11 protein-coding genes and 1 pseudogene are annotated in these 11719 nt (G+C 73.1%); 10 read left to right on the top strand and 2 right to left on the bottom strand.

Annotated elements, in window-relative coordinates; genetic code table 11:
- Positions 1-73 precede the first annotated feature (73 nt).
- The 3 genes and pseudogenes from ABZ318_RS27490 to ABZ318_RS27480 form a co-directional block, all read left to right on the top strand.
- Positions 74-169, top strand: a pseudogene (locus tag ABZ318_RS27490) (carbohydrate kinase); the annotation flags it as partial.
- A complete protein-coding gene (locus tag ABZ318_RS27485) occupies positions 166-927 on the top strand; it encodes an IclR family transcriptional regulator (RefSeq protein WP_356905158.1) in 762 nt (253 codons plus the stop codon). The pseudogene ABZ318_RS27490 and the gene ABZ318_RS27485, both read left to right, overlap by 4 nt.
- Entirely contained in the window at positions 924-1334 is a 411-nt protein-coding gene (locus ABZ318_RS27480) for a RidA family protein (RefSeq protein ID WP_356905157.1), read from the top strand. Before ABZ318_RS27485 ends, ABZ318_RS27480 begins: the two co-directional genes overlap by 4 nt.
- A gap of 71 nt (positions 1335-1405) precedes the next feature.
- Here ABZ318_RS27480 and ABZ318_RS27475 read toward each other — a convergent pair whose 3' ends face one another.
- Complete coding sequence (locus ABZ318_RS27475; RefSeq protein WP_356905156.1) at positions 1406-2758, bottom strand: M14 family metallopeptidase; 1353 nt, start codon at positions 2756-2758, stop codon at positions 1406-1408.
- A 149-nt stretch (positions 2759-2907) separates the two neighbouring features.
- On the opposite strand from ABZ318_RS27475, the gene ABZ318_RS27470 reads away from it, so the two are divergent.
- Entirely contained in the window at positions 2908-4374 is a 1467-nt protein-coding gene (locus ABZ318_RS27470; protein WP_356905155.1) for a serine/threonine-protein kinase, read from the top strand.
- Positions 4375-4431: 57 nt separating this feature from the next.
- On the opposite strand, the gene ABZ318_RS27465 is transcribed toward ABZ318_RS27470, so the two are convergent.
- Positions 4432-6147, bottom strand: coding sequence for a glycosyl hydrolase family 18 protein (locus ABZ318_RS27465; RefSeq protein WP_356905154.1), 1716 nt, complete (start codon positions 6145-6147; stop codon positions 4432-4434).
- A 411-nt stretch (positions 6148-6558) separates the two neighbouring features.
- On the opposite strand from ABZ318_RS27465, the gene ABZ318_RS27460 reads away from it, so the two are divergent.
- The 6 genes from ABZ318_RS27460 to ABZ318_RS27435 all read left to right on the top strand — a co-directional run bounded on the left by ABZ318_RS27460 (position 6559) and on the right by ABZ318_RS27435 (position 11621).
- Positions 6559-7482: a hypothetical protein gene (locus ABZ318_RS27460; RefSeq protein ID WP_356905153.1), complete on the top strand. Its 924-nt coding sequence runs from the start codon at positions 6559-6561 to the stop codon at positions 7480-7482.
- A gap of 76 nt (positions 7483-7558) precedes the next feature.
- Positions 7559-8278: a Flp pilus assembly protein CpaB gene (gene cpaB / locus ABZ318_RS27455; protein ID WP_356905152.1), complete on the top strand. Its 720-nt coding sequence runs from the start codon at positions 7559-7561 to the stop codon at positions 8276-8278.
- Positions 8279-8284: 6 nt separating this feature from the next.
- Positions 8285-9535, top strand: coding sequence for a P-loop NTPase (locus ABZ318_RS27450; protein WP_356905151.1), 1251 nt, complete (start codon positions 8285-8287; stop codon positions 9533-9535).
- Positions 9536-9538: 3 nt separating this feature from the next.
- Positions 9539-9907, top strand: coding sequence for a TadE/TadG family type IV pilus assembly protein (locus tag ABZ318_RS27445; protein ID WP_356905150.1), 369 nt, complete (start codon positions 9539-9541; stop codon positions 9905-9907).
- Positions 9904-10281, top strand: a complete 378-nt coding sequence (locus ABZ318_RS27440) for a TadE/TadG family type IV pilus assembly protein (protein ID WP_356905149.1) — start codon at positions 9904-9906, stop codon at positions 10279-10281. Before ABZ318_RS27445 ends, ABZ318_RS27440 begins: the two co-directional genes overlap by 4 nt.
- Entirely contained in the window at positions 10278-11621 is a 1344-nt protein-coding gene (locus tag ABZ318_RS27435; protein ID WP_356905148.1) for a CpaF family protein, read from the top strand. The genes ABZ318_RS27440 and ABZ318_RS27435 overlap by 4 nt, the downstream gene beginning before the upstream one ends.
- The last annotated feature ends 98 nt before the right edge of the window (positions 11622-11719 follow it).

The raw sequence follows: 11719 nt of genomic DNA, 5'->3' as shown, positions 1-11719 counted from the left end.
CCCGCCTTCAGGTCCTCCTCCACTTGGGCGCGCTGCTCCTTGGACACCGAACCGTGGTGGGCCCCGCCGCTGCTCCGACCGGCTGGCCGCGCTCGACGACGCGGCCTGGGGCACACTTCACCTCGGCCCCGGCTGGACGGGGGACGACCAGGAGGTACGTACGCCATGAGCCAGACCGTCGACCGGGCGCTCAGCATCCTGCCGCTGCTCGCCCAGGGACCCGCCGACCTCGGGCAGGTCGCCGAGCGGCTCGGCGTCCACAAGTCCACGGCCCTGCGGCTGCTGCGCACCCTCCACGAGCACGGTCTCGTCCACCGGCAGCAGGACCAGCGCTACCGCCTCGGCGCCCGTCTCTTCGCGCTCGCCCAGGAGGCCGTCGAGAACCTCGACGTCCGCGAGATCGCCCACCCGTACCTCCTCGCCCTCAACGAGCGGATCGGGCACACGATCCACCTCGCCGTGTACGAGGAGGGCGAGGTCGTCTACATCGACAAGGTCGAGAGCCGCTACCCGGTCCGCATGTACTCGCGCATCGGCAGGCCCGTCGCGATCACCGTCGCCGCCGTGGCCAAGCTGCTCCTCGCCGACCTGCCCGAGCCGGAGCGGCGCGCCGTCGCCGCGAAGCTCGACTACCCCCCGTACACGCCCCGTTCGACGCCGAACGCCGCCGCCTTCCTCAAGGAGCTGGCGACCGTACGGGAACAGGGCTGGGCCACCGATCTCGGTGGCCACGAGGAGTCCATCAACTGCGTCGGCGCGCCCGTCCGGGGCGCCGACGGGCGGGTCGTCGCCGCCCTGTCGGTCTCGGCGCCCAACGTGGTCGTCACCGCCGAGGAACTCCTCACCCTCCTCCCGGAGGTGCGCGGCACCGCGGACGCCATCAGCCGCGAGTACTCCGGCAAGCCCCCTACGAAGGACACCGCATGAGCGAGAAGACCGCCATCACCCCCGCCACCCACACCGCCCCGCCCGCGAGGTTCTCGCACGGCGTGCGGAAGGGAAACATCCTCCAGGTCGCCGGCCAGGTCGGCTTCCTGCCCGCCGTCGAGGGCCGGGCCCCGACGGTCGCCGGCCCGACCCTGCGCGAGCAGACCCTCCAGACCTTCGCCAACGTCAAGGCGATCCTGGAGGAGGGCGGCGCGGGCTGGGACGACGTGATGATGATGCGCGTCTACCTCACCGACGTGGACCACTTCGCCGAGATGAACGAGATCTACAACCAGTACTTCGAGGAGCAGAACCTCAAGGCCCCCGCCGCCGCCCGCACCACGGTCTACGTCGGCCTCCCGCCCGGCCTCCTCATCGAGATCGACGCGCTGGCCGTCCTGGACTGAGACGGGCCCGGACGAAGGGACGAAGGGGTGCCCCGGCCGTCGCGACCGGGGCACCCCTCGCCCACGGGCCGTCAGGCCGTGCAGTACTGGGCCTGCTTGCCGATCGAGCGGTACATGCAGTCCGCGTTCTCCAGGAGCTGGAGGACGGCGTCGCGGTTGCGGCTCGTCTCGCGTTCGATGACCTCGTCGGGCGGGTAGAAGCCGCCGCCGCCCGAGGACGGGTACATCTCGAAGGTGTACGCGAAGATCTTGTGCGCGCCCCACAGGTAGTCGTCGATCGAGCCGTCCGTGATGTACAGGTCGCTGGACTGCTCGGGCGTGTAGCCGTTGCTCGCGGCCATCTTGCCGCCGACGGTCGCGAAGGCGTCGCGGTCGTCCTGGGTCATGCCGGTCGTGGTGTTCGCCGTGGTCCAGCCGAAGGGCCAGAGGACCAGCTCGCTGTACGTGTGGAAGTCGATGGCCGCCGTGATCTGCTGCCTGCCGCCGACCACCCGGGAGCGGACGAAGTCGGCGACGACCTTCACCTCGGGGGCGGACTCGGGGGCGGCGCCCCGGTAGGTCTCGGAGCTCTTCGTGCCGGAGGAGCCGCCGCAGCAGCCCCACTTGTAGTCCCAGTTCCGGTTGAGGTCGGTGCCGATGTAGGAGGAGTTGGCGTTGGGCTGCCGGTTCTTGCGCCAGCTGCGGTAGGAGCCGCTCGCGATGTCGTACTCGCCGCCGTCCGGGTTGAGGTCCGGGACGATCCAGATCTCGCGGCCGTTCACCATGTTCGTGATGCGGGAGTCGGTGCCGTAGCCCGCGCCGAGCTCGCGCAGCAGGTAGAGCGCCATCTCGACGGTGAGGTGCTCGCGGGCGTGCTGGTGGTGGGTGAAGAGGACCTCGGGCTCGGCCTCGTCCGTGCCGACGTTGTCGCTGACCTTGATGGCGACGATGTCGCGGCCCTGGTACGTCTTGCCGATGACCCGCTTGCTCATGATGGACGGGTAGGCGGCGAGGCGCTGGTCGATCTCCGCGTTCATCTCCGCGTGGTTGTGGTACTTCGCGTCGGCGGAGGGGAAGTCGAGCGGGCCGGCCGTCTTGTCGGCGGCGGTGGAGCGGTCGGGCGGGCCGGGGAGGGCGACCGGGCGGTAGCCGAGGGCCTTGAGCCGGGCGAGCTGTTCGGTGTTGGCGCTGACGACGACCGAGCGGGCGTCGACCTCGTCGATCGAGACGCCGGTGGCGGCCAGCGCGGTGCGGGCGGCGACGGTGGACGGTCCGGCGATCTCGTACTGCCGGATCACCTCCTCCGCGCCGGAGGCGATGCGGGCGGCGGTCGGCGCCGGGTCGGCCCCGGCGGGTGTGGTGAGCGCGGAGAGGGGCGCCGCGAGGGCGAACGCCACGAGGGCCGCGAGGGTGGCGGACCTTCTGCCGCGAAGGGGACGTCGCATGCTGTCTCCTGGGTGGGGAGTGTGGGGGAGTGCGACCGAGCCGTGCGGGTGTCCGGGCACATGGCGGCCCGGACGTGTACGTGTCCGGGCACATGGTCCGGCTATGTCATGGACGGGTCAAGGTGGGGAGTTCGGCCATACTGTCCCGCGTGGGGACCCTCATCGGTAGATACGTCATCGAGCACAAGCTAGGCGAAGGCGGCATGGGCACCGTCTATCTGGCCCGATCGCGCGGCGGGCGCGCCGTCGCCGTCAAGGTCGCGCGGCCGGAACTCGCCTCCGACCCGTCCTTCCGGGCCCGCTTCCGCGCCGAGGTCGCCGCGGCCCGGCAGGTCGGCGGATTCCACACCGCGCAGGTCGTCGACGCCGACCCCGAGGCGGAGGCCCCCTGGCTCGCCACCGCCTACATCCCGGGGCCCACCCTCTCCGGACTCCTCACCGCCGAAGGCCCCATGGACGAGCGGCGGCTGCGCTCCCTCGGCGCCGCGCTCGCCGAGGCCCTGGAGGCGATCCACGCCTGCGGGCTCGTCCACCGCGACCTCAAGCCCGGCAACATCGTCATGGCCGCCGACGGGCCGCGCGTCCTCGACTTCGGGATCGCCCGCGCCCTGGAGTCCACCCGGCTCACCGCCACCGGCTCCGCCTTCGGCACCCCCGGCTATCTCGCCCCCGAACAGGCCCTCGGCGAGGAGGTGACCGGCGCCGCCGACGTCTTCGCGCTCGGCGCCGTCCTCGTCGCCGCGGCCGGCGGGCGGCCCTTCGGCGGGGGGACGCCGATGGGGCTCATGTACCGGTCGGTGCACGAGGCCCCCGACCTCGGCGCCGTACCGGAGGCGCTGCGGCCGCTCGTGGGGCGCTGCCTCGCCAAGGACCCCGCCCAACGGCCCACTCCGGACGCCATCATGGATGAGCTGATGGGGGGTCGGCCCGGGGCTGGGCTCGGGACTGAGGCCGGGGCTGGGGCTGAGGCCGGGGCTGGGACTGGGGCTGAGGCCGGGGTGGGAGCCGGGGCCGGGGCCGGGGCTGGAGCCGGGGTGTTCGGGCCGCCCATGGCACCCTCGGCGCCGGCCGTGGTGCCGGACCCCCGGGTGGCCGCGTCGACACCCGCCGACGCGGTGCCGACGCCCGTGCCCCAGGGCCCGCCGGCCGACGCCGTACCCGTGCCCCGGGTCCCGCCCGTCGACGCCGTACCGCCGCCCGGTCACGCGCTGCCGATGCCGATGCCGGGCGCCGGTGTCCAGGACGCCGTCCCCGGCCCCGTACCGCACCCCGCCCCCGTCCCCGTACCGCATCCCGCCTTCCCCTACCTTCCGCCGCCGCCCCTCGTGCCGCCGCCGCCCGCGCCGGACTTCACCGCCGCCGACCGGAACTCCGGGATCGCCGTCGACGGGACCGGGGTGTCCCTGCACTTCTTCGGCGAGGAGGCCGACTTCCTCTGGAGCGAGATCGGCGCCGTACGGTACGAGCGCATCCGGCGCGACCGGGTGCTGCGCGTCGCCGTCACGCTCTACGACGGCTCGGTCTACGACTGCGAGGTCGACGGCCGCCGCGCCGCCCGGGTCGACGAGTGGATCCGGCTGCTCGACCCGGTGCTGCGCCACTACCTGCCCGCGTGAGACGAGGGCGCGGCGCCACCGGGGGAGCGGTGGCGCCGCGCCGTCACCTCGGGGCCGCTACGGCAGGTTGTGCACGTGCGGGCCCACCGCGTTCGACCAGGCGTTGCCGGCCGTCGCGTCCCAGTTGGTCGACCAGGTCATGGCGCCGCGCAGCGACGGCCAGGTCCGGTCGGGCTTGAAGGTGCCGCAGCCGGTGCCCCTGGTCAGGCAGTCGAGCGCGTTCTTCACGACCTGCGGGTCGACGTAGCCGCTGCCCGCGCCCCGCGTGGAGGCGGGGACGCCCAGGCCGACCTGGGACGGGGCGAGGCCGCCCTGGAGCTGGATGCAGGCGAGGGCGGTGAGGAAGTCCACCGAGCCCTGGCTGTAGACCTTGCCGTCGCAGCCGAGCATCGAACCGCTGTTGTAGTACTGGGTGTTGACCACCGTGAGGATGTCCTTCACGGCGAGCGCGGTCTTGAAGTACTCGGAGCCCGTGTTCTGCATGTCGATGGTCTGCGGGGCCATCGTCAGGACCATGGAGGAGCCCGCCTTGGCGGAGAGCTGCCGCAGCGCCTTGGTGAGGTACGTGGCGTTGACGCCGTGCTCCAGGTCGATGTCGATCCCGTTGAAGCCGTACTCCCGCATCAGGGCGTACGCGCTGTCGGCGAAGGCGGTCGCGGTGGCGTCACTGTTGATGGTGACGTTGCCCTTCTCACCGCCGACGGAGAGGATCACGGACTTGCCGGCCGCCTTCTTGGCCGCGACGTCGGCCTTGAAGTCGGCGACCGAGGCGTAGCCGACGGCCGGGTCGAGGTTGAAGGCGATCTGGCCGGGCGTGGCGGTGGAGTCCGCGAAGGAGACGGCGATGATGTCGTACGCCGCCTGGACGTCCCGCAGCTTCTGCTTCGCGGCGCCGTTGTCGAAGTTCTGCCAGTAGCCGGTGACGGCGTGCTTGGGCACGGCCGGGCCGGGGCCCGGGTCGGTGGCCTTGGCGGTGCGGACCGTCACGGCGGCGGACTTCGCGGACTCGCCGGCGGCGTTCGTCGCGGAGACCTGGAACTGGTACGCGGTGTCGGCGGTGAGCCCCGTGACGGTGGCGGACGTGCCGGTGACGGTCTGCGGGTTCCCGCCGTCCCGGTACACCTTGTAGCCCGTGGCGCCGGAGACCGCGCCCCAGCTCAGGGCGACGGAGCCGGTGGTGACCGTGCCGGCGGCGAGACCGGCCGGGGTGGACGGGGCGGTCGGGTCGGGGTCCTGGCCGCCGCCCCCGTCGGGCCCGAAGACGCTCACGTCGTCGACGGAGTAGGGGGAGGTGCCGTACCAGCCGTGGGTGTAGACCTGTACGGACGTGGTGGATGCGCCGGTGGTGAAGGTGGTCGTGAGCTGTTTCCAGGAGGCGCTGTCGGGCGTCCAGGTGGAGACGTCGGTGGTGCCGGTGCCGGTGGCGCCGAGATAGGCGTAGCCGCCCTGGACCCAGGCGCTCAGCGTGTACGTCGAGTTGGGCTTCACGGCCACGGCCTGCACGCACTTGGCGTTGTCGAGACCGGCCGGGGTGGCGCGCAGGGCGCCGGTCCCGGTGCGGACCGGGGAGGAGACGGCGGCGCCGCTCCCGGCGGAACAGGACCAGTCGGCGAGGCCGTTCTCGAACCCGGCGTTCCTGGCGACGTTGACGTCCGCCGCCTGTGCGGTGCCGGCTCCGCCGACGAGGACGAGCCCGGAGCCGACGGCGAGCGCGAGCGCTCCGCCGAGCAGGCGCCGTCCGTGCGGGCGGGTGGTGGTGCGGTCCACGTGCATCCTCCGGTGGGGGAGTTGGGGATGTGGAGGTGCCGTACGTCGTCGTACGGAGGGGAGGTGCGGGTACGGGGTACCGGCGGCGGCCACCGCTGTCGGAACAAGTTGGTCCAGACCAATCGCCTTGTCAATACCCCGCGCGGCGAACGGCGTTCGGCCGCAACGGGGTCCGGGGTCGGGGCCGGTCCCAGGGGGCGGGGTCGGGGTCGGTCCCAGGGGCGGGACTGGGCCCGGTCCCAGGGGGCGAGGTCAGGGCGCAAATTAGTGGGGACAGCTTGGCGGATTGTGTGTTCACCACCCCGGGGGACGTGGATAAGGTGCAGAGACGGCGGCACCCTGCGGTGACGCCGCGAACGCGGTAAGTGATCCGCGGCCCCCGGGACGCCGGAGGCCGGAGGGGACGGGGGGTCCGACGTGCCGACAGCGATCGCCGTCACCAGCACCGACCTGGTGCTGCCGCCGACCGACCCCGGGACCCCGCAGGCCGCCGTGCTCCCGCCCCCCGAGACCCGCTCGCTCGACGCCTCCCTCGCCGACATGCAGCAGCTCCTCGCCCGGTACGGGCACGTGGTGGTCGTCTGCCCCACCGCCGCGCCCGCCGCCGTCGAGCACCGCCTGCACGCCGTCCGCGCCCTCCTGGAGAGCGACCGGATCGCGCTGGTCAGGACCGACCTGCCGCCCCTCGGCGCGGCCGTCCTCGTCCGCCAGCTGCGGCAGCTCGCCGGCTGCGACTTCAGCCCGGGAGTCCTCGCCTCCGCCGCCCGGCTGCTCGCCCACTACATCTACGCCGGCGCCGTCCTCGGCTCCGTCTCCCGGCTCGACCGCGTCCCTGTGAGCCTCGGCTCCCACCTCAAGGGCTGGCTCCCCGGCGCCCACTTCGCCGTCCTCGCCGGACCGACCCCGCAGATCGTCCGGCTCGGTGGAGGGGAAGGACACCTTTCCGGACCGGAGTTCGCCACCGAACTCCTCCTCGCCCGCGGCCAGCTCCAGACCGACTGGCCCACCACCACCCTCGTACCCCGGTGGCGGATCCCGGGACCCGTGCACGAAGTGCCCCTGCCCGCCTCCTCGCCCGGCTGGTGGGGCACCGGCAAGCTCGTCGAGTTCGCCGCGTACCTGCCCGACCCGTCCGTCCTCTACCAGCTCGTCGCCTCCGTACGCCGCGAGACCTGCCACTGGTGCGGGATGGAACTCATCGGCGACCGCTGCGGCTTCTGCTCCGCCCCGCTGACCGTGCCCGCCCCGCCGCCCGACCCCGGCGCCCGGGCCCTCGGGACCGGCCCACGGGCCCACGCCCTGGGACCCGGTGCGCGGGCCGCCCGCCCCGCCCTGCCATGAGCGGCCCCGCGCACCAGGCCCCGCCCCGACCCACGTCTCCGACCGCTCCGACCGCTCCGACCGAGGAAGTACGGCCATGAACTCCCGCCAGCGCCGCGGCGTGATCCTGCTGCTGCTCTCCGTCCTGTGCGCCCTCGGCGCCTTCGCCGGTGTCCTCGCCGTCATCAGCGACGTGAACTCCAAGGTCGGCCCGGAGACCACGGCATACCGGCTCAAGAGGAACGTGGAGCCCTACAAGCCCCTGAGCGCGAACCAGTTCGAGAAGATCTCCATGCCCAAGCGCTGGCTCTCCGCCACCGCCGTCACCGACCTCCGCCAGATCGAGGGCAAGATCGCCGTCACCGAACTCAAGGCCGGCTCCCTCCTCCAGACCGACATGATCGTCGAGCGCCCCCGGCTCCGGCCGGGAGAGCAGGAGACCGCGATCATGGTCGACGCCGCCGCCGGCGTCGCGGGCAAGATCACCGCCGGTGCCACCGTCAACATCTACGCGACCTTCGCCGGCGAGAAGAAGGGCGACCCCGACCAGTCCCGGCTGATCGTCACCGGCGCCCGCGTCCTCGACGTCGGCACCCTCACCCCCGTCTCGCAGCGCAACGACCGGACGGACCGGGCCACCTCCGCCGTCCCCATCACCTTCGCGCTCTCCACCCTCGACACCCAGCGCGTCGCGTACGCCGAGTCCTTCGCCGAGCACGTACGCCTCGCCCTCGTCGCCCCGTCCACGGACGGCTCCCCCGGCGGCCCCCCGGTCGACAAGGGCGACCGCACCTACACGCTCGACAAGGACAAGTGAGGCCGGATGACCACCAGGATCCTGCCGGCCGTCGGCGACCCCGACGCGGCCCGGTCCGTCAGCACGCTGCTCAGCCAGCTCCCCGACGCCGAACCCGCCCAGCCGGTCACCGACTCCACCCAGCTCGTCGACACCCTCGCGCGCCTCGCCGCCGCCTCCCTCGACGAACTCCCCGAGGTCGTCCTCGTCCACGAGCGGATCGGCCCCGTCCCCGCGCTCGAACTCGTCCGCGAGGTCGCCCTCCGCTTCCCCGCCGTCGGCGTCGTCCTCATCACCGCCGACGCCAGCCCCGTCCTCTTCTCCGCCGCCATGGACTCCGGCGCCCGGGGCCTCGTCACCCTCCCCCTCGGCTACGAGGAACTCGCCAGCCGCGTCCAGGCCGCCGCCCAGTGGTCCCTCGGCGTCCGCCGCCACCTCGGCGCCGGCGCCGAGCCGATCGCCGGCCCCGGCGGCACCGTCGTCACCGTCAGCGGCGCCAAGGGCGGCGTCGGCACCACCGTCACCGCCGTCCACCTCGCCCTCGCCGCCCGCGCCTCCGGACGCAGCGTCGCCCTCGTCGACATGGACCTCCAGAGCGGCGACATCGCCTCCTACCTCGACGTCCAGTTCCGGCGCTCCGTCGCCGACCTCGCGGCCATCGCCGACATCTCGCCCCGCGTCCTCCAGGACGCCGTCTACGTCCACGAGACCGGCCTCTCCCTGCTCCTCGCCCCGGCGGAGGGCGAGCGCGGCGAGGAGGTCACCGACCGCGCCGCCCGCCAGGTCGTCAGCGCCCTGCGCGGCCGCCACGAGGTCGTCGTCCTCGACTGCGGCTCCCGGCTCGACAGCGCGAACGCCGCCGCGATCGAGATGGCCGACACCGCGCTGCTCGTCACCACCCCGGACGTGGTCGCGGTCCGGGCCGCCAAGCGGACCGTACGGATGTGGGAACGGCTCCAGGTCCGCAAGGCCGAGGAGACCACGACGGTGGTCAACCGCCACCACCGCTCCACCGAGATCCAGCCGCCCCTCGTCCAGAAGATCACCGGCACCCGGATCGCGGGCGTCGCCGTCCCCGCCCACTTCAAGGAACTCTCCGCCGTCGTCGACGCCGGCCGCCTCCACGAACTCGACGCCAAGTCGACGGTGAAGCAGGCGCTGTGGACGCTCGCGGGAGAGCTGGGCCTCGTCGGCGTGCCTGAAACCTCCGGCAGGGAGCTGGCCCGCGCGGGCGACCGCGGCTCGCTCGGACTGCGCCGGCGCGGGGGAGGGCGCTGAGGGATGCGTACGCACCGGGACGAGGACAGGGGACAGGTGGCGGTCGAGTTCGTGGGGATGGTGCCGCTGATCCTGCTCACCCTGGCCCTGCTGTGGCAGGTCGTCCTGGTGGGTTACACGTACACGCTGGCGGGGAACGCGGCGGACGAGGCGGCGCGGGCGTGTGCGGTGGGGGACGACGGGCCCGCCGCCGCCGGCCGCCACATCGACGGCGCCTGGAGCGCCTCCGGCGGAGACTGCGGGGACACGAGCGGCGGGATGGTCCACGTCCAGGTCCAGGTTCAGGTCCCGGCCCTCGTCCCGGGCTTCGGGGGCCTCTTCCCGGTCACGGCCGAAGCGGGCGCGGTACTGGAGGAGGTCCCGAGACCATGACGAAGCGCACCCGTACCCGCGACCGGGGGCAGGCAGCGATCGAGTACCTCGGCTTCCTGCCCATCCTGCTCATCGTCGGCCTCGCCGGCCTCCAGCTCGGCATCGCCGCGTACGCCGCCCAGCAGGCGGGCACTGCGGCGCGTGCGGCGGCGAGGGCCATGACCACCGACGACGAGACCAGGATCGATCCCCAGACGGCGGCGAGCGCGGCCGTGAGCGGCTGGATCAACCCCAGAGCCGTGCCGTCCCCAGGAGACGGGGAGGTCACCGTCACCGTCACCGTCGACATCCCCCGGGTCGTCCCCTTCTGGGACTTCGACCCCATCACCAAGACCGCGACGATGCCTCTGCCCGACGAGGAGGACCTGCCGTGAGCCTGCGCGCCCGCATCACCGCCCCCGAGGAGAAGGCCACGGGCGGGGGCCGGGAGGACGGCCATCTCGTCGCCGCCTTCCGGGCCAAGCTCCTGGAGGAGATCGACCTCACCGAGATGTCCGCGCTCGCGGCGGCCGAGCGGCGGGCCCGCCTGGAGCGCGTCCTCGGACACATCATCAGCCGCGAGGGCCCGGTCCTCTCCACCGCCGAGCGGGCGCAGCTGATCCGCCGGGTCGTCGACGAGGCCCTCGGCCTCGGCGTGCTCGAACCGCTCCTCGAAGACGCCTCCATCACGGAGATCATGGTCAACGGCCCCGACCAGATCTTCATCGAGCGAGGCGGCCGCGTCGAACTCCTCCCGCTCCGCTTCGCCTCCCACGAGCAGCTGATGCAGACGATCGAGCGGATCGTCTCCACCGTCAACCGGCGGGTCGACGAGTCGAACCCGATGGTCGACGCCCGGCTCCCCTCCGGCGAGCGCGTCAACGTGATCATCCCGCCGCTCTCGCTCACCGGGGCCACGCTCACGATCCGCCGCTTCCCCCGGGCGTACACGCTCCACGAGATGATCGGCCTCGGCTCCCTCGACGAGCAGATGCTGCTCCTGCTCTCCGGGCTCGTGCAGGCCAAGTTCAACCTGATCGTCTCCGGCGCCACCGGCACCGGGAAGACGACCCTCCTCAACGCCCTCTCCGGCCTCGTCCCGGACGGCGAGCGGATCATCACCATCGAGGACTCGGCCGAACTCCAGCTCCAGCAGTCCCACGTCATCCGCCTGGAGGCCCGCCCGCCGAACATCGAGGGCCGCGGGGCCATCTCCATCCGGGACCTCGTCCGCAACTCCCTGCGCATGCGCCCCGACCGCATCATCGTCGGCGAGGTCCGCGGCGGCGAGACCCTCGACATGCTCCAGGCGATGTCCACCGGCCACGACGGCTCGCTCGCCACCGTCCACGCCAACTCGGCCGAGGACGCGCTGATGCGGCTCCAGACCCTGGCCTCGATGTCCGAGGTGAAGGTGCCGTTCGAGGCGCTCCGCGACCAGATCAACAGCGCGGTCGACGTCCTCGTCCAGCTCACCCGGCACCCGGACGGCACGCGCCGCATCACCGAGATCTCCGTCCTCGCCTCGCGCGGCCGGGAACGCTTCCTGCTGGCCACGGTCTGCCGCTTCGAGGCGCAGCCGGTCGCGGCCGACGGACGGGTGTACGGGAGGTTCACGTACCACCCGCTGCCCCGGCGCGTCGCCGAACGGCTCTACCTGGCGGGTCAGCCGATCCCGCAGGCGTTCGGAGTGGCGGCGACGGACGCCCACCTGGCCACCCGAGAGGCGGAGTGATGACCGAAGCCCACATGCCCACCGGAGGCGCAGTGACGATGACGGACCCGACCTGGCTGCCGGGGGAGCGGTGGACGACGGACCCGACGTGGCGACCG

The sequence above is a fragment of the Streptomyces sp. NPDC006197 genome, assembly GCF_040613865.1.
Taxonomy (GTDB): domain Bacteria; phylum Actinomycetota; class Actinomycetes; order Streptomycetales; family Streptomycetaceae; genus Streptomyces.
This window is presented reverse-complemented; position numbering and strand designations above follow the sequence as displayed.

Coding starts and splice junctions, on each gene's coding strand:
- ABZ318_RS27485 (WP_356905158.1), top strand. CDS start 166: ATGAGCCAGACCGTCGACCGGGCGCTCAGCATCCTGCCGCTGCTCGCC.
- ABZ318_RS27480 (WP_356905157.1), top strand. CDS start 924: ATGAGCGAGAAGACCGCCATCACCCCCGCCACCCACACCGCCCCGCCC.
- ABZ318_RS27475 (WP_356905156.1), bottom strand. CDS start 2,758: ATGCGACGTCCCCTTCGCGGCAGAAGGTCCGCCACCCTCGCGGCCCTC.
- ABZ318_RS27465 (WP_356905154.1), bottom strand. CDS start 6,147: ATGCACGTGGACCGCACCACCACCCGCCCGCACGGACGGCGCCTGCTC.
- cpaB (WP_356905152.1), top strand. CDS start 7,559: ATGAACTCCCGCCAGCGCCGCGGCGTGATCCTGCTGCTGCTCTCCGTC.
- ABZ318_RS27450 (WP_356905151.1), top strand. CDS start 8,285: ATGACCACCAGGATCCTGCCGGCCGTCGGCGACCCCGACGCGGCCCGG.
- ABZ318_RS27445 (WP_356905150.1), top strand. CDS start 9,539: ATGCGTACGCACCGGGACGAGGACAGGGGACAGGTGGCGGTCGAGTTC.
- ABZ318_RS27440 (WP_356905149.1), top strand. CDS start 9,904: ATGACGAAGCGCACCCGTACCCGCGACCGGGGGCAGGCAGCGATCGAG.